The following is a 15,919-nucleotide window of genomic DNA, read 5'->3' as shown; positions in this document are numbered from 1 at the left end:
AACCCCGTGGAGTGAGCATGACAACAACCATTTCCCCCGACTCGCGCTGGACGCGGCGGCGTGACGAGAAGCAGCGGCGCCTCGACAAGGTGCGCGGGCTGGCCGACGGTGCGGTGTTGCCCACCGACAAAATCGTCGCGGCACTCGAAGCGCTGATCCATCCGGGCGACCGTGTGGTGCTGGAGGGCAACAACCAGAAGCAGGCGGATTTTCTTTCCCGTGCGCTGGCCAAGGCCGATCCTGAAAAGCTCCACGATCTGCACATGATCATGCCCAGCGTCGGTCGCTCCGAGCATCTGGACCTGTTCGAACGCGGCATCGCCCGCAAGCTCGATTTCTCCTTCGCCGGCACCCAGAGCCTGCGCATCAGCCAGTTGCTCGAAGACGGTCTGCTCGAAGTCGGCGCGATCCACACCTACATCGAACTCTACGCCCGACTGGTGGTGGATCTGATTCCCAACGTCGTGCTCTCGGCCGGGTTCATGGCCGACCGTGCCGGCAACATCTACACCGGCCCGAGCACCGAAGACACCCCGGCGCTGATCGAACCGGCCGCTTTCAGCGACGGCATCGTCATCGTCCAGGTTAACCAACTGGTGGACGACGTCAGCGAACTGCCTCGTGTGGACATCCCCGCATCGTGGGTCGATTTCGTGGTGGTGGCGGACAAGCCGTTCTACATCGAGCCGCTGTTCACTCGCGACCCGCGCCACATCAAGCCTGTGCACGTGCTGATGGCGATGATGGCGATCCGCGGGATCTACGAAAAACACAACGTGCAGTCGCTGAACCACGGCATCGGTTTCAACACCGCGGCCATCGAACTGATCCTGCCGACCTACGGCGAATCCCTCGGCCTCAAGGGCAAGATCTGCCGCAACTGGACGCTCAACCCGCACCCGACGCTGATCCCGGCGATTGAAAGCGGCTGGGTCGAAAGCGTGCATTGCTTCGGCACCGAACTGGGCATGGAAAACTACATCGCCGCCCGTCCCGACGTGTTCTTCACCGGGCGTGACGGCTCGCTGCGTTCCAACCGGATGTTCTGCCAACTGGCCGGGCAATACGCCGTGGACCTGTTCATCGGCGCAACCCTGCAAGTCGATGGTGATGGTCATTCCTCCACCGTCACCCGTGGCCGTCTCGCCGGTTTCGGTGGCGCGCCGAACATGGGCCACGACCCGCGCGGCCGCCGTCACGGCACTCCGGCCTGGCTCGACATGCGCCTCGACGACTCGCAGCAACCGATGCTCGAACGCGGCAAGAAACTCGTGGTGCAAATGGTCGAAACGTTCCAGGAGGGCGGCAAACCGACCTTCGTCGAAACCCTAGACGCAGTGGAGGTGGCGAAGAAAAGCGGGATGCCGCTGGCGCCGATTATGATCTACGGCGACGACGTTACTCACCTGCTCACCGAAGAGGGCATCGCCTACCTGTACAAGGCGCGTTCGCTGGAAGAGCGTCAGGCGATGATCGCTGCAGTCGCCGGCGTCACCGCCATCGGCCTGCGCCACAACCCGAAAGACACCGAACGCATGCGCCGCGAAGGCCTGATCGCCTTGCCCGAAGACCTCGGCATCCGTCGCACCGACGCCACCCGCGAACTGCTCGCGGCGAAGAGCGTGGCCGATCTGGTCGAGTGGTCCGGCGGCCTCTACAACCCGCCCGCCAAGTTCAGGAGCTGGTAATGCACGCACTCAACCTGCAACCGAAAACCATCACCCTCGCGGAACGGCTGGCGGATCTGGCCGTGGACGCGCTGATCGACGAAGCCGACCTGTCACCAAAACCGGCGCTGGTGGACCGACGTGGCAACGGTGCGCACACCGATCTGCACCTGGGATTGATGCACGCTTCGGCACTGGCGTTGTGGCCGGCGTTCAAGGAAATGGCCGAAGCCGCGCTCGAATTCGGCGAGATCGGCTTGCCGCTGCGCGAAGCCATCGGCCGCATCGGAAGGGAAGGCGAGCAAGCGATGCTCGCCACCACCAACGGCGTGAACACCCATCGCGGGGCGATCTGGGCGCTGGGCCTGCTACTCACGGCTGCTGGGCTGGACACCAAATCCACCAGCGCTGGAGCCGTCACCCTGCGCGCTGCGCGTCTGGCATTGCTCGATGACCGTTATGCGCCGCGTCCGCTGAGCCACGGCGCCCAAGTCGCCCAACGCTACGGCGCTCGCGGTGCCCGGGAAGAAGCGCAACTCGGCTTCCCGTCCGTGGTGCAACGCGGCCTGCCGCAGCTCAAACGCAGCCGCGCCGCCGGCCATGGCGAACAGAACGCCCGGCTCGATGCCTTGCTCGCAATCATGACTGAGCTGACCGACACCTGCGTGCTGTACCGCGCCGGCGAACAGGGCCTGCACGCCATGCAGCACGGCGCCCAGGCAGTGCTCGACGCCGGTGGCAGCGCCAGCCTCACCGGTCGCCGCCGCCTGCACGAACTGGATCAACAACTCATCGCATTGAATGCCTCGCCCGGTGGCGCCGCCGACTTGCTCGCCGCCACTCTGCTGCTTGATCGAATCGAGCGCGACGGCATCCTTCAGGGAGCGTTTTGATGGAAACCTTATCCTTTGAATTCCCCGCCGGGCAGCCGCCGCGCGGTCGGGCGCTGGTCGGTTGTGTCGGTTCGGGCGATCTGGAAGTGCTGATCGAACCGGGCCTGGCCGGCAAACTGACAATCAATGTGCAAACCTCGGTCAACGGCGCCGAGCAGCGCTGGCAGCATCTGTTCGCGCGGATGTTCGACGGCACCACGCCACCGGCGATGGCCATCGATATTCACGACTTCGGCGCGACCCCGGGCGTGGTGCGCCTGCGTCTGGAGCAAGGCTTCGAGGAGATCAGCCATGACTGATACCTCAGCGCTTCTGCACAAACATTCGTTCGTCGAACTCGGCGCCCGGCAGCGGGCGAAAGCCTTGCTCGACGCCGGCACCTTCCGCGAATTGCTCGACCCGTTTCAACGCGTCATGTCGCCATGGCTCGAACGTCAGGGCGTGGTGCCGCAGGCCGATGACGGCGTGGTGATCGCCAAGGGCAGCCTCGAGGGTTCGCCGGTGGTGATCGCGGCGATTGAAGGCGCGTTTCAGGGCGGCAGCCTCGGTGAAGTCGGCGGCGCGAAAATCGCCGGCGCACTGGAACTGGCCGCCGAGGACAACCGCAAAGGCATTCCGACCCGCGCCATCCTGCTGCTGGAAACCGGCGGCGTGCGCTTGCAGGAAGCCAACCTCGGGCTGGCGGCGATTGCTGACATCCACGCGGCGATTGTCGATTTGCAGCAGTTCCAGCCGGTGGTCGGCGTGGTCGCCGGCAGCGTCGGCTGCTTTGGCGGGATGTCGATTGCCGCCGCGCTGTGCAGCTATTTGCTGGTGACCCAGGAGGCGCGCCTCGGCCTGAACGGCCCGCAGGTGATCGAGCAGGAAGCCGGGATCGAGGAATACGACTCCCGCGACCGGCCCTTCATCTGGAGCCTGACCGGCGGCGAGCAACGGTTTGCCAGTGGTCTGGTGGACCGTTATGTCGCCGATGACGTGGCGCAGATTCGCCAACAGGTCGGCGAGTTGCTGCAACAAGGCCTGCCAGCGCAACCGCGCAGTCAACGGGCCGAATGGTTCCTGCAACGCCTGACGAGCCTGGACACTGACAAGCAAATCGAGCCTTCGGTGGTTCGCGATCTGTATCAAGGAGAGCGCTCATGAGTGGTTATTCCGTGCGCGGTTTGAACTGGTTCAACGCCTTGAGCGCTGGGGCGAATGCCGTTCAGGGTTTGCCGGCATCGCTGAAGGTCGCTGACGGTGAGCTCGGGCGCTTTATCGCGGTGGTCGCCGATCCGCAAAACCGTTTCCCCCGCGCTCGCAACGGCGAAGTCGGTTTGCTCGAAGGCTGGGGTCTGGCCAAGGCGGTGGATGATGCGATCACCGCCGACCGAGACAAAACGCAAAAGCGCCCACTGATCGCCATCGTCGATGTGCCGAGCCAGGCCTACGGTCGCCGCGAAGAAGCCCTCGGCATTCATCAGGCTCTGGCCGGTGCGGCGGACGCTTATGCCCGCGCCCGTCTGGCCGGGCATCCGGTGATTGCGCTGCTGGTGGGCAAGGCCATGTCCGGGGCGTTTCTCGCTCACGGTTATCAGGCCAATCGCTTGATTGCCCTGCGTGATCCGGGGGTGATGGTGCATGCGATGGGTAAGGCGTCGGCGGCGCGGGTGACCTTGCGCAGCGTCGAAGAACTGGAAGCCCTGGCGTCCAGCGTGCCGCCGATGGCGTATGACATCGACAGCTATGCCAGCCTCGGGTTGCTCTGGGAAACCCTGTCGGTGCAGCAGATCGAGCAGCCGACGGCGGAGGATCTGGCGCGAGTAAGCGAATGCCTGAAGCAAGCCATCGGCGATATTTCGTCGACTGATCTGAGCAATCGTCTCGGCGCGAAAAATCGTGAAGCGTCCAGCCGCGTACGGGAACTGCTGAGGGCGCAGTGGTGAACACGCCTCTGGCCCACGACCTGCTGTGGGGCATGACGCCGGCGCAGTTGCCGGCGGATGCGCCGCAGTGGGCGATTGATTCGCTGGCGGCCGGGCAACCGGTGGTGGTGCGGCGGGCGTTGAGTGAAGACGGGTTCGTGGCGGTGGGCGTGCGCGGTCGGTTGCGCGAGCAGCGCTTGGCGGCGTTCATGGCGATCGATTCGATTGCCTGTCGGGTCAGCCCGGAAGCGCTTTGTCAGGTCGAGAGCGAGCGTGATCTGCCGGTCATGCACACGCTGCGGCAACTGCGGCCGGTACTCGATGATTGCGGCTGGATCTGGGGCGTCAGTGGCAGCGTCGGGTTTGAATTGGCCAGTGGATTTACGGCGATGCACCAAGCCAGCGATCTCGATTTGATCCTGCGTACACCGCAACTCATCACCCGTAATCAGGCACGCAAACTGGTGGCGGTTTTCGATCAGGCGATCTGCCGGGTCGATCTGCAATTGCAGACGCCGTTCGGTGCCGTCGCCCTGCGCGAATGGGCCGGAAATGCTCTGCGGGTGCTGCTGAAAAACGCCCATGAAGTCTGTCTGGTGTCTGATCCGTGGAACCCGCAGGAGCAGGCAGCGTGAGCAGTCTGCTGGTGTTTCCCGGTCAGGGCGCGCAGCAGCCCGGCATGCTCCAGCGTTTGCCTCGGGAAACGCTGATCGAGGCCAGTGAAAGCCTCGGTGAAGATGTCTTGCGGCTGGATTCCAGCGAAGCGCTGCGCGGCACCCGGGCGGTTCAGCTTTGCCTGCTGATCGCCGGAGTCGCGGCCTCGCGGCAATTATTGCGGGACGGACTTGCCGCGGATTACGTCGCAGGTCTGTCCATCGGTGCCTACCCGGCAGCGGTGGTCGCCGGAGCGTTGAGTTTCAGCGATGCGTTGCATCTGGTCAGTCTGCGTGGCGAGTTGATGCAGCAGGCTTATCCACAGGGCTTCGGCATGACCGCGATCATCGGCCTGCAATTATCCACAGTCGAAACGCTGCTGGCGCAGGTACACAGCGCAGAAACACCGGTGTACCTGGCCAACATCAACGCCGATAACCAGGTGGTGATCGCTGGCGGTGACAAGGCGATGCAAGCGGTCGCCGAGCTGGCGCGCAGTCGTGGTGCCGGGCTGGCAAAACGTCTGGCGGTCAGCGTGCCGTCGCACTGCCCGTTGCTGGATCAGCCTGCGCAAACCCTCGCCGAAGCGTTCGCCAGGGTAGAACTGAAAATACCGAAAATCGCTTACCTGAGCGGCAGCCGCGCAAGGCCTGTGACCCAGGTAGAAGCACTGCGCGACGACCTCGCCTTCAACATGTGCCGCGTGGTGGACTGGCGCGGCACCGTGCAAAGCGCTTACGAGCGCGGCGTTCGTCTACAGATCGAACTGCCGCCCGGTGCGGTGTTGACCGGGCTGGCGCTCCGGGTGTTCGAACAGGGCACCGTCACTGCCTTCGACAGTGCCCGGCTCGACACCTTGCAGGCGCTGTTGCGTGAAGAGGAGGGCCGACGACCCTAAATCACCGACTCAGGCTTCGAACAACAAAAACAACATTCGACGATGCACTTTGAGGACTACAACAATGATTATTTACGGTGTGGCGCTGCTGGCGATCTGTACGCTGGCAGGGGTGATCATGGGTGACCTGCTCGGCGTGCTGCTGGGGGTCAAATCCAACGTCGGCGGGGTCGGCATCGCCATGATCCTGTTGATCTGCGCGCGGTTGTGGATGCAGAAGCGCGGCGGCATGACCAAGGAGTGCGAGATGGGCGTCGGCTTCTGGGGCGCCATGTACATTCCCGTGGTGGTGGCGATGGCCGCGCAACAGAACGTCGTCACCGCCCTGCACGGCGGCCCGGTGGCGGTGCTGGCGGCGATCGGTTCGGTGGTGGTCTGTGGCTGCACGATTGCCCTGATCAGCCGCACCCACAAGGGCGAGCCTTTGCCCGACGAACCGGCGGAAATCTCCCCGGTCGGCACACCGGTAGGAGGTCGCTGATATGTGGGATCTCATTGAAAAAGGTCTGGAACACAACGGTCTGATCACCGCGTTCGCCTTCGTCGGCGTGATCATGTGGGTCTCGGTGATCCTCTCCAAACGCCTGACCTTCGGGCGGATTCACGGCTCGGCGATTGCCATCGTCATCGGCCTGGTGCTGGCCTGGGTCGGCGGCACGATGACGGGCGGGCAGAAGGGCCTGGCGGACCTGACGCTGTTCTCCGGCATCGGGCTGATGGGCGGCGCGATGCTGCGGGACTTTGCGATCGTTGCCACGGCGTTTGAGGTGCAGGCGACCGAGGCGAAGAAGGCCGGGATGATCGGCGTGATTGCGCTGCTGCTGGGCACGATCCTGCCGTTCATTGTCGGCGCGTGCATGGCCTACGCGTTCGGTTATCGCGATGCGGTGAGCATGACTACCATCGGCGCGGGTGCGGTGACTTACATTGTCGGGCCGGTGACGGGTGCGGCGATTGGCGCGACGTCGGATGTGATGGCGTTGTCGATTGCCACCGGGTTGATCAAGGCGATTCTGGTGATGGTCGGCACGCCGGTGGCGGCGCGTTGGATGGGCCTGGATAACCCGCGCTCGGCGATGGTGTTCGGCGGGCTGGCCGGTACGGTAAGTGGTGTGACGGCGGGGCTGGCGGCGACGGATCGGCGGTTGGTGCCTTATGGCGCTTTGACCGCGACCTTCCACACCGGGCTTGGGTGCTTGCTGGGTCCATCGCTGCTGTTCTTCATTGTTCGCGGAATCGTTGGCTAACAGATCGTTGATCGTTCCCACGCTCTGCGTGGGAATGCAGCCCGGGACGCTCCGCGTCCCAAAAGCGGACGCAGAGCGTCCATTGAGGCATTCCCACGCAGAGCGTGGGAACGATCGTTAGGTGGTCTGGCGATTGGCATACATCCGGCACTCCGCCAGCAATGCCAGCAAATTCGGATCCCGCTCTTTTGCCTTCAAAAACACCACCCCGATGTGCTGCTGCAACCGGTACTTCTCCTGCAACGGAATCAGCTTCACCCGGTTCTCGTACACCGCCGCAATCCTCCCCGGCAGCAACGCATAACCGACCCCGGAGCTGACCATGCTCAGCAGGGTGAAGATGTCGTTGACCTGCATCGCCACCTTCGGCTCGAACCCCGCCTGCCTGAACACCCGGATACCATCCTGATGGGTGGCGAAGCCTTGGGTCAGGGTAATAAAGGTCTCATCGCGTACCTCTGCCAGATCCACTTCGCTGCGCTGGGCGAAGCGCGAATCGGCTGGCGTAGCGAGGAAGATGTCGTCGGAAAACAGCGGAATCTGTTCGCAGTCCGGGTCGTTGACGGTGTCGTCCAGCGACACCAGGATCGCGTCGACTTCCATGTTCTTCAGCTTGTAGAGCAGGTCGATGTTCGAGCCGAGGATCAGGTCGATGTTGAGTTCGCTGCGGCGGATCTTCAAACCCATGATCAGCTGCGGCACGGTTTTCACCGTCAGCGAATACAGCGAGCCTAGCTTGAAGCGCTCGGCCGAGAACCCGGCGGCTTCGCGGGTCAGGCGCACGCTTTCGACCACGTCCTGAATCAGTTTCTGCGCCCGCTCTTCGAGCACGTAGGCACTCTCCAGCGGCGTCAGGTTGCGTCCTTCGTGTTTGAACAACGGGCAGCGCAGGGCGCTTTCCAGCGAATGGATCGCGCGGTGCACGCTGACGTTGCTGGTCTGCAACTCGGCGGCGGCGCGGGCGAGGTTGCCGGTACGCATGAAGGCGAGGAACACCTCGAGTTTCTTCAGGGTCAATTCTTCGTCGATCAGCATGGCGCGGACTCTTCTTGGTATCGGTCGATTGTGCCCAAATATCAGGGCAGGTGCAGGCCCGCGTTGAACGGAAACATTGCGCTTTTACGCTCAAGGCCCGAGCCTTGCGCGCTGCGGTAAATGAAATCGAGGTGTGCGACACATGTATCACGGAGAAAAACTGAACGCCTGGACGCATCTGGTCGGGGCGGTAGCGGCGTTTGTCGGGGGCGTCTGGATGCTGGTGATTGCCAGCCTCGACGGCAGCCCGTGGAAGATTGTCAGCGTGGCGATTTACGCCTTCACCTTGCTGGTGCTCTACAGCGCGTCCACCGTTTACCACAGCGTGCGCGGGCGCAAGAAAGCGATCATGAAGAAGGTCGATCACTTTTCGATCTACCTGCTGATCGCCGGCAGTTACACGCCGTTCTGTCTGGTGACGCTGCGCGGGCCGTGGGGCTGGACGCTGTTCGGGATTGTCTGGGGGCTGGCGTTGATCGGCATCCTGCAAGAGATCAAGCCGCGCTCGGAGGCGCGGATCCTGTCGATCGTGATCTACGCGGTGATGGGCTGGATCGTGCTGGTGGCGGTCAAGCCGCTGATAGCAGCGCTCGGGACGGCGGGGTTTGCCTGGCTGGCGTCGGGTGGCGTGCTGTACACCGTGGGGATCATCTTCTTTGCCCTTGATCACCGGTTGCGACATGCCCACGGGATCTGGCATCTGTTCGTGATCGCCGGGAGCCTGCTGCACTTTGTGGCGATTCTGTTTTACGTCCTTTAATCGCAAATCCTGTGGGAGATTCTATGTTGCAGGGGAACCCTGCAATCTTAGATTCGGTTGGTATTCGCTCTGATTTTTCATGAGGGCGAATGCCACCCGGCAAAGCTTACGGGCGAGGATGACCAAAGCCTGAGTTCTGGCTAGACCTCTTGCCAGATAGGATTCATAGAACGGTTTCCAAACAGGGGACCGGCAAGCTGCCATAGCTGCATTGTGTGCAAGACGCCGTAATTCCCCGTCACCTTTTTTGCTCAAGTGGCGAGGACTGTGTTTCTTGCCTGAGTCCTTTGCCTTCAAGTCCAATCCCAGAAAGGCGATGAACGCATCGGCGCTGGCGAACTCACCTCGCATGTACGTAGTTGCCAGGCCCGTTGCCGTGAGTTCACCAATCCCTTCAATCGCTTTGCAGCGTCTGATGTTTTCGCTAATGCCGGCCTCTTGGCTGACTTTGCGAAGTAATTCCTGAATGGCCTGATCAAGCTGTTTGAAATGCTCCAACCCATGGGCCAAAAGATCTTCAAGGAGAGGTTCGTTTGACCAGCTCAGCATGATACTGACTCGGGCCTTCATCAGCTGCGCACGCTTGTTAAGCAGACTTTTCAACACCGTGTAGTGCCGTGGTGGTGGGCTCCAGACCCGCAGCCGGTGCTGTTCACTGGTTAGATAACGCGCCAGAAGACGTGCATCACAAGGGTCGGTTTTTGCACGCTGACCGATGCTTTCGCGGTAATGGCTCACCCGGTAAGGGTCCACGACGTAAACCCGATGCCCCATACCATGGGCCAGTTCGGCCGTGTCCAGGTGGTAGAGATTAGTGGCTTCCAGGGCGATCGAGCTTTGTGCGGGCAAGGTCTTCAGCCAACGACCTACAGACGTGCGGTCATTGTTGATGACCTGGGTAATTTCCAGATCTTCGCGATAAACAACGATTTCGGCCTTGGCCACATCGACACCAATCACCGTTGGCGAGGTAAGGATTGTCATGACGAATCCTCGGAGCTAGGGTTTAAGAGCTTGTCGGGGTCTACCGTAGCGCTGGCTTGCCTCTATCGTCGGTTTTACCGATGAATTCCTTATCGGCGCTTTAGGTAGAAAGGGCGGGACGAGAAGTCTCCCACGGTCCGTACTGGCTAGAGTCGGAATCGAGCTTTTAGTCCCGCCCACCCCTTCAAGTCTAAACATACAAGCGAGCTTGCTCGCGAAGGCGTCATTTCAATCGGCATCTTTGTTGACTGTTACACCGCTATCGCGAGCAAGCTCGCTTCCACAGGGGACCAAGGTTTGCAGTTGTATCTGTGCGCGGCTGCTGAATATCTGCAACAGGTCGCCGAGGGTATGTGGCGGTGGTTCGGTGGCACGAGTCACCGCGTACAGCGTGATCGGCAGCGGCGGGGCGAGAGGGCGGATAGTGGTGGTGGCCGATGAGGCACCGAGGGCGGTGAACGGGTCGATCACCGCCACTCCGGCGCCAGACTCCACCATCGCCCGCGCCAGCGAATACGTCTGCACGGCAATCCGCACCCGAGGCGGCGGCTCGACGGCTTCCAGATAACTGTCGAGCCGGGCGGCCAGTGGATCGGCGCTGGACAGCCCGATCAGCGGCGCCCCGGCCAGAGCCATCAGCGGCAACGGCTGACCGGCATCTTCCTCCGGCCAATAACCTTTCGGCGCCAGCGCCACCAAAACCCCCGAGGCCAATGCCTGGGCCTTCAGCCCCGGATGATCCGGCAACTGCAACGTCAGGGCCACGTCCACTTCGCGCATCAGCAGGTTCTGCATCAGCTCGCGGCTGTGGGCGCTCGACAGTTCGCAGGCGATGTCCGGGAATTGCGCCGTCCACTGCTGGATCGCCGGCGGCAGCAACGACAGCGCCAGCGCCGGGGTCGCGCCGATTCGCAGGCTGTGGCCGGGTTCGCGGCGCAGGCTCTGGGCCAGACGCCGCACGCCCTGCAGGCTTTCCGTGACCTTGTCGACTTCGCGTTCCAGCTCCAGCGCTTCCGGGGTCGCCTGCAACTTGCCGCGCACCCGCAGAAACAATGGAAAGCCCAATTGCTGCTCGGCGTGCTGCAGCACCTTGGTCACCGCCGGTTGCGAGACGTGCAGCAACTGCGCAGCGGCGCTGACCGAGCCGGTCTGGCGAATGGCCTGGAAAATCTCGATATGACGAAGGCGCATGACGATCCCATAACCTTTGTTTATAGGTTTGTCATCTTTATTCATTGTTCGGCGCCTGTCACCTCACCCTAACCTCGGCCTCGTCTTCAAGAACGATTAAGGACGGACATGGCTCAGCGTGTGTGCATCATCGGCGGCGGCGTGATCGGGTTGGCAACAGCCTGGGCGCTGGTGCGCGACGGTTTCGAAGTGACAGTGGTCGAGGCGCGGCAGGCGCTGGGCAGCGAAACCAGTTTCGCCAACGGCGGCCAGTTGTCCTACCGCTACGTTGCGCCGCTGGCCGATGCCGGCGTGCCGTTGCAGGCGATCGGCTGGATGCTGCGCGGCGACTCACCGCTCAAGTTGCGCCCGCGCCTGGACCCGGCGCAGTGGCGCTGGATGGCCTCGTTTCTCGCCGCGTGCCGCACCTCGGTCAACCGCGAAAACGCCGCGCACCTGTTGCGTCTGGCACTGTTCAGCCAGAGCACGCTGAAACGCTGGCGCGAGGACGACGGACTGGTCGGTTTCAACTGGCGGCGCAACGGCAAACTGGTGACCTTCCGCAGCGCCGCCAGATTCGAGCATGCACGCAAAGGCCTCGCCGATCCGCAGCAACAGCAGGTGTTGTCCGCCACCGAATGTGCGCAACTGGAACCGGCACTGGCCGATGCGCCGTTTGTAGGCGCGATCTACACGCCGGATGAAGAAGTCGGCGACTGTCACGGTTTCTGCCAACAGTTGGCGGCGCGCTTGAAGGCGTCGGGCCGTTGCGAGTTTCGTCTCGGTCAGGCGGTTACCGGCATTCGTCACAGCCACGGCGCGGTCACGGCGATTGAGCTTGGCGACGAAACCCTGCCGGTCGAACAACTGGTGATCGCCGCCGGCCATCGCAGCCCGTTGCTGGCGCTGCCCGGCCTGCGCCTGCCGCTGTATCCGCTGAAGGGCTACAGCCTGACCGTGCCGATCGGCAGCGAGCATCGGGCGCCGGACGTGAGCATCACCGACTACGACCGCAAGATCGTCTACGCGCGCATCGGCGAACAACTGCGCGTGGCGGCAATGGTCGACATCGTCGGTTTCGACCCGGCGGTGGATCCCGAGCGACTGGCGCTGATCAAGCGCCAGGCCCGAGACACCTTTCCCGACGCCGGCCACTACGACGCCGCCGTCGAATGGGCCGGCATGCGCCCGGCCACCCCCACCGGCGTTCCGCTGCTGGGTGCCACGGCCTATCGCAATCTGTGGCTCAACCTCGGCCACGGCGCGCTCGGTTTCACCCTGGCCTGCGGCAGCGGGCAGTTGCTCAGCGAACTGATCGGCGAGCAGCGCACATCCATTGATCTGCACGGGTTCAATCCCCGTGCGGCGTGACGGTTTCTGCTAAAACACCCCACCCACAACGGAGAATAACAATGCAAAAAATCACGTTGCTCGGCTGCACTTTGGCGCTGGTTTTCGGCGCTCAGGCGCAGGCCAATGAAGTGCCGCTGACCGGTACGCTCGGCAAGATCGCCAGCGCCAACAGCATCACCCTGGGTTATCGCGATGCGTCGGTGCCGTTCTCGTATGTGGGCGATCACACGGGCCAGCCAATGGGGTATTCGGTGGAACTGGCGGATAAGATCGTCGAGCGCATCCAGCAGCAACTGGCGCTGCCGGAACTGAAGGTGAAGTACAACCTGGTGACGTCGCAGACGCGGATTCCGCTGGTGCAGAACGGCACGGTCGACCTTGAGTGCGGCTCCACCGGAGTGACCGCCGAACGGCAGAAGCAGGTCGCGTTCTCCTACGGTTTCATCTACGTCAAAGGGCAGCTGCTGACCGCCAAGGACAGCGGCATCCAAAGCTTCGACGACCTGCGCGGCAAGAACGTGGTGACCACCGCCGGCACCACCAACGAGCGCTATCTGAAGAACTACAACCTCGACCATAAACTGAACATGTTCGTGATCAGTGCCAAGGATCACGGCGAGGCATTCCAGATGCTGCAATCAGGGCGTGCGGCGGCGTTTTACATGGACGATGCGCTGCTTTACGGCGAGCGGGCCAAGGCGCGCGATCCGCATAATTGGGTCGTGGTGGGAGAGGAGCAATCGCGGGAAATCTACAGCTGCATGGTGCGCAAGGATGATCCGCAGTTCCTCGCGCTGGTCAACGGTGTGCTGGCCGACCTGTACAGCTCGGGGGAAATCAACGGGATCTACCGCAAGTGGTTCGAACAACCGATCCCGCCGAAGGGCCTGAACCTTGAGTTCCCGATGACCAGCGAACTCAAGGCAATCATCGCCAGACCGATCAGTGATCCGGTGCAGTGACGGGTTAGAAATCACCCCACAGTTGCTGCGCCACCGCCAGTGCCACAACCGGCGCGGTCTCGGTGCGCAGCACGCGCGGGCCGAGGCGGGCGGCGTGGAAGCCGCTGGCCTTGGCTTGCTCGACTTCGGCGTCTGACAGGCCGCCTTCAGGGCCGATCAGGAACGCCAACGTCGCCGGCTTTGCATGGCTGACCAGCGGCTCGGCCACCGGGTGCAGGACCAGTTTCAGTTCGGCTTCGGTCTGCTTCAGCCAGTCGGCCAGCAGCACCGGTGGATGAATCACCGGCACCCGCGAACGACCGCATTGCTCGCAGGCGCTGATCGCCACCTGACGCCAGTGCAGCAGGCGTTTGTCGGCGCGTTCGTCCTTGAGGCGGACTTCGCAGCGTTCGCTGAAGATCGGGGTGATTTCGGTCACGCCCAGTTCGGTGGCTTTCTGGATTGCCCAGTCCATCCGCTCGCCCCGGGACAGGCCCTGGCCGAGGTGGATTTGCAGCGGCGATTCGACCTGACCGGCGAACTGCTCGTCGATCTGCACCACCACGCGTTTCTTGCCGACTTCCACCAGCGATCCGCGAAACTCGTGGCCGGAACCGTCGAACATCTGCACCGCATCGCCCTCGGCCATGCGCAGCACGCGGCTGATGTAATGCGCCTGGGCTTCCGGCAGTTCGTGTTCGCCGGTGCTGAGCGGGGCGTCGATAAAGAAGCGGGACAGTCTCATGGTGGTTCTCTTTAAGTAGATCGTTCCCACGCTCTGCGTGGGAATGCCTCGTTGGACGCTCTGCGTCCGCTTTTGGGACGCGGAGCGTCCCGGGCTGCATTCCCACGCAGACGGTTCGACGCCTCGACGTGGGAACGAGTACGAGTCGTGCTTAGCCCGGATCACGGAACCCGGGATGGAAATCCTTCGGCACCGCCACGCTGACGCTGTCACGAGTGGCAATGTCGATGCCTTCGCTGGCGACTTCGGCTAGGAAGTCGATCTGCTCCGGGGTGATCACGTACGGCGGCAGGAAATACACCACGCTGCCCAACGGGCGCAGCAATGCGCCACGCTCCAGCGCATGCTGGAACACCTTCAGGCCGCGACGTTCCTGCCACGGATAAGCCTCTTTCGTGGCTTTGTCCTTGACCATCTCGATCGCCAGCACCATGCCGGTCTGACGGACTTCCGAGACATTCGGATGATCCACCAGATGCGCCGTGGCTGAAGCCATGCGCTGGGCCAGCGCCCGGTTGTTTTCGATCACGTTGTCCTGCTCGAAAATATCCAGGGTCGCCAATGCCGCCGCACACGCCAGCGGGTTGCCGGTGTAGCTGTGCGAATGCAGGAAGGCGCGCAGGGTCGGATAATCGTCGTAGAACGCGCTGTACACCTCGTCGGTGGTCAGGCACGCGGCCAACGGCAGATAACCGCCGGTCAGGGCTTTCGACAGGCACAGGAAGTCCGGACGGATGCCGGCCTGTTCGCAGGCGAACATCGTCCCGGTGCGGCCGAAGCCGACGGCGATTTCGTCGTGAATCAGGTGCACGCCGTAACGGTCGCAGGCCTCGCGCAGCAGCTTGAGATAGACCGGGTGGTACATGCGCATGCCGCCGGCGCCCTGGATAAGCGGCTCGACGATCACGGCCGCGACGCTCTCGTGGTTCTCGGCCAGGGTCTGCTCCATCGCCGCGAACATGTTGCGCGAGTGTTCTTCCCAGCTCATGCCCTGCGGGCGCAGGTAGCAATCCGGGCTCGGCACCTTGATGGTGTCCATCAGCAGGGCTTTATAGGTTTCGGTGAACAGCGGCACGTCACCGACCGACATCGCCGCCATGGTCTCGCCGTGGTAGCTGTTGGTCAGGGTGACGAAGCGCTTCTTGTTCGGCTGGCCGCGGTTGAGCCAGTAGTGAAAGCTCATTTTCAGCGCGACTTCGATGCAGGACGAACCGTTATCGGCGTAGAACACCCGGTTCAGGCCTTCCGGCGTCATCTTCACCAGACGCTCGGACAGCTCGATCACCGGCTGATGGCTGAAGCCGGCCAGAATCACGTGTTCCAGCTGATCGACCTGATCCTTGATGCGCTGGTTGATGCGAGGGTTGGCATGGCCGAACACGTTGACCCACCAGGAGCTGACCGCGTCCAGATAACGCTTGCCTTCGAAGTCTTCCAGCCAGACGCCTTCACCGCGCTTGATCGGGATCAGCGGCAGCTGTTCGTGGTCTTTCATCTGGGTGCAGGGATGCCACAGCACCGCGAGATCGCGTTGCATCCACTGGTTGTTCAGGCCCATGTTCAGTCTCCTCGAGGCGGCTCGCGTCAGGCGCGGGCAAACAATCGCGCAAGCCTATGCAATGCGTCGCGCCGGGACAACCCATTGTGTCGATTGAGCTACTTTGTATG

General features: G+C 62.7%; 17 protein-coding genes. 12 read left to right on the top strand and 5 right to left on the bottom strand.

Going from position 1 to position 15,919, the window contains the following annotated elements:
- Positions 1-17 precede the first annotated feature (17 nt).
- The 9 genes from mdcA to madM all read left to right on the top strand — a co-directional run bounded on the left by mdcA (position 18) and on the right by madM (position 7,263).
- On the top strand, positions 18-1,688 hold the full coding sequence (gene mdcA, locus ABTV87_RS27375) for a malonate decarboxylase subunit alpha (protein ID WP_221535391.1): 1,671 nt from the start codon (positions 18-20) through the stop codon (positions 1,686-1,688).
- Positions 1,688-2,560, top strand: coding sequence for a triphosphoribosyl-dephospho-CoA synthase (locus tag ABTV87_RS27370; RefSeq protein ID WP_433898644.1), 873 nt, complete (start codon positions 1,688-1,690; stop codon positions 2,558-2,560). The genes mdcA and ABTV87_RS27370 overlap by 1 nt, the downstream gene beginning before the upstream one ends.
- On the top strand, positions 2,560-2,859 hold the full coding sequence (locus ABTV87_RS27365; protein ID WP_258712499.1) for a malonate decarboxylase subunit delta: 300 nt from the start codon (positions 2,560-2,562) through the stop codon (positions 2,857-2,859). Before ABTV87_RS27370 ends, ABTV87_RS27365 begins: the two co-directional genes overlap by 1 nt.
- Positions 2,852-3,703 (top strand): biotin-independent malonate decarboxylase subunit beta, encoded by an 852-nt coding sequence (locus ABTV87_RS27360; protein WP_433898643.1) that lies wholly within the window; start codon positions 2,852-2,854, stop codon positions 3,701-3,703. Before ABTV87_RS27365 ends, ABTV87_RS27360 begins: the two co-directional genes overlap by 8 nt.
- A complete protein-coding gene (mdcE, locus tag ABTV87_RS27355) occupies positions 3,700-4,485 on the top strand; it encodes a biotin-independent malonate decarboxylase subunit gamma (RefSeq protein WP_085608869.1) in 786 nt (261 codons plus the stop codon). Before ABTV87_RS27360 ends, mdcE begins: the two co-directional genes overlap by 4 nt.
- The gene (locus ABTV87_RS27350) at positions 4,479-5,099 is read left to right on the top strand and encodes a malonate decarboxylase holo-ACP synthase (protein ID WP_433898642.1); all 621 of its coding nucleotides are present in this window, start codon (positions 4,479-4,481) and stop codon (positions 5,097-5,099) included. The genes mdcE and ABTV87_RS27350 overlap by 7 nt, the downstream gene beginning before the upstream one ends.
- A complete protein-coding gene (mdcH, locus tag ABTV87_RS27345; protein WP_433898641.1) occupies positions 5,096-6,016 on the top strand; it encodes a malonate decarboxylase subunit epsilon in 921 nt (306 codons plus the stop codon). The genes ABTV87_RS27350 and mdcH overlap by 4 nt, the downstream gene beginning before the upstream one ends.
- A gap of 64 nt (positions 6,017-6,080) precedes the next feature.
- On the top strand, positions 6,081-6,497 hold the full coding sequence (gene madL, locus ABTV87_RS27340) for a malonate transporter subunit MadL (protein WP_433898640.1): 417 nt from the start codon (positions 6,081-6,083) through the stop codon (positions 6,495-6,497).
- A 1-nt stretch (position 6,498) separates the two neighbouring features.
- Positions 6,499-7,263: a malonate transporter subunit MadM gene (gene madM, locus ABTV87_RS27335; protein ID WP_007953314.1), complete on the top strand. Its 765-nt coding sequence runs from the start codon at positions 6,499-6,501 to the stop codon at positions 7,261-7,263.
- Between the two features lie 117 nt (positions 7,264-7,380).
- Here madM and ABTV87_RS27330 read toward each other — a convergent pair whose 3' ends face one another.
- The gene (locus ABTV87_RS27330; RefSeq protein WP_074690186.1) at positions 7,381-8,298 is read right to left on the bottom strand and encodes a LysR family transcriptional regulator; all 918 of its coding nucleotides are present in this window, start codon (positions 8,296-8,298) and stop codon (positions 7,381-7,383) included.
- A 142-nt stretch (positions 8,299-8,440) separates the two neighbouring features.
- Between ABTV87_RS27330 and trhA the strand changes: the two genes are divergently transcribed.
- Positions 8,441-9,058 carry a PAQR family membrane homeostasis protein TrhA gene (gene trhA, locus ABTV87_RS27325; protein ID WP_011336351.1) on the top strand — a complete coding sequence of 206 codons (618 nt, stop codon included), beginning with the start codon at positions 8,441-8,443 and terminating at the stop codon, positions 9,056-9,058.
- Between the two features lie 21 nt (positions 9,059-9,079).
- Here the strand turns inward: trhA and ABTV87_RS27320 are convergent, their stop codons facing one another.
- Positions 9,080-10,042, bottom strand: coding sequence for an IS110 family transposase (locus tag ABTV87_RS27320; protein ID WP_103387456.1), 963 nt, complete (start codon positions 10,040-10,042; stop codon positions 9,080-9,082).
- A 228-nt stretch (positions 10,043-10,270) separates the two neighbouring features.
- Positions 10,271-11,233 (bottom strand): LysR family transcriptional regulator, encoded by a 963-nt coding sequence (locus ABTV87_RS27315; protein WP_433898639.1) that lies wholly within the window; start codon positions 11,231-11,233, stop codon positions 10,271-10,273.
- A 108-nt stretch (positions 11,234-11,341) separates the two neighbouring features.
- Between ABTV87_RS27315 and ABTV87_RS27310 the strand changes: the two genes are divergently transcribed.
- A complete protein-coding gene (locus ABTV87_RS27310; protein WP_433898638.1) occupies positions 11,342-12,583 on the top strand; it encodes a D-amino acid dehydrogenase in 1,242 nt (413 codons plus the stop codon).
- Between the two features lie 41 nt (positions 12,584-12,624).
- The gene (locus ABTV87_RS27305; protein ID WP_433898637.1) at positions 12,625-13,527 is read left to right on the top strand and encodes a transporter substrate-binding domain-containing protein; all 903 of its coding nucleotides are present in this window, start codon (positions 12,625-12,627) and stop codon (positions 13,525-13,527) included.
- A gap of 4 nt (positions 13,528-13,531) precedes the next feature.
- Here ABTV87_RS27305 and ABTV87_RS27300 read toward each other — a convergent pair whose 3' ends face one another.
- Together ABTV87_RS27300 and ABTV87_RS27295 are read right to left on the bottom strand one after the other, a co-directional pair.
- A complete protein-coding gene (locus ABTV87_RS27300) occupies positions 13,532-14,251 on the bottom strand; it encodes a 16S rRNA (uracil(1498)-N(3))-methyltransferase (protein WP_433898636.1) in 720 nt (239 codons plus the stop codon).
- A 151-nt stretch (positions 14,252-14,402) separates the two neighbouring features.
- A complete protein-coding gene (locus ABTV87_RS27295; RefSeq protein WP_085608877.1) occupies positions 14,403-15,809 on the bottom strand; it encodes an adenosylmethionine--8-amino-7-oxononanoate transaminase in 1,407 nt (468 codons plus the stop codon).
- Between the last annotated feature and the right edge of the window lie 110 nt (positions 15,810-15,919).

The sequence above is a fragment of the Pseudomonas sp. PSE1(2024) genome, assembly GCF_050990555.1.
In the GTDB taxonomy this organism is placed as follows: domain Bacteria; phylum Pseudomonadota; class Gammaproteobacteria; order Pseudomonadales; family Pseudomonadaceae; genus Aquipseudomonas; species Aquipseudomonas aphyarum.
Note: the sequence above shows the minus strand (reverse complement) of the source record. Positions and strands in the feature narration are given on the sequence as shown.

Bases quoted from the DNA above. Each gene is read 5' to 3' on its own strand.
- mdcA (WP_221535391.1), top strand. From the start codon at position 18: ATGACAACAACCATTTCCCCCGACTCGCGCTGGACGCGGCGGCGTGAC.
- ABTV87_RS27370 (WP_433898644.1), top strand. From the start codon at position 1,688: ATGCACGCACTCAACCTGCAACCGAAAACCATCACCCTCGCGGAACGG.
- ABTV87_RS27365 (WP_258712499.1), top strand. From the start codon at position 2,560: ATGGAAACCTTATCCTTTGAATTCCCCGCCGGGCAGCCGCCGCGCGGT.
- ABTV87_RS27360 (WP_433898643.1), top strand. From the start codon at position 2,852: ATGACTGATACCTCAGCGCTTCTGCACAAACATTCGTTCGTCGAACTC.
- mdcE (WP_085608869.1), top strand. From the start codon at position 3,700: ATGAGTGGTTATTCCGTGCGCGGTTTGAACTGGTTCAACGCCTTGAGC.
- madL (WP_433898640.1), top strand. From the start codon at position 6,081: ATGATTATTTACGGTGTGGCGCTGCTGGCGATCTGTACGCTGGCAGGG.
- madM (WP_007953314.1), top strand. From the start codon at position 6,499: ATGTGGGATCTCATTGAAAAAGGTCTGGAACACAACGGTCTGATCACC.
- ABTV87_RS27330 (WP_074690186.1), bottom strand. From the start codon at position 8,298: ATGCTGATCGACGAAGAATTGACCCTGAAGAAACTCGAGGTGTTCCTC.
- trhA (WP_011336351.1), top strand. From the start codon at position 8,441: ATGTATCACGGAGAAAAACTGAACGCCTGGACGCATCTGGTCGGGGCG.
- ABTV87_RS27320 (WP_103387456.1), bottom strand. From the start codon at position 10,042: ATGACAATCCTTACCTCGCCAACGGTGATTGGTGTCGATGTGGCCAAG.
- ABTV87_RS27315 (WP_433898639.1), bottom strand. From the start codon at position 11,233: ATGCGCCTTCGTCATATCGAGATTTTCCAGGCCATTCGCCAGACCGGC.
- ABTV87_RS27310 (WP_433898638.1), top strand. From the start codon at position 11,342: ATGGCTCAGCGTGTGTGCATCATCGGCGGCGGCGTGATCGGGTTGGCA.
- ABTV87_RS27305 (WP_433898637.1), top strand. From the start codon at position 12,625: ATGCAAAAAATCACGTTGCTCGGCTGCACTTTGGCGCTGGTTTTCGGC.
- ABTV87_RS27300 (WP_433898636.1), bottom strand. From the start codon at position 14,251: ATGAGACTGTCCCGCTTCTTTATCGACGCCCCGCTCAGCACCGGCGAA.
- ABTV87_RS27295 (WP_085608877.1), bottom strand. From the start codon at position 15,809: ATGGGCCTGAACAACCAGTGGATGCAACGCGATCTCGCGGTGCTGTGG.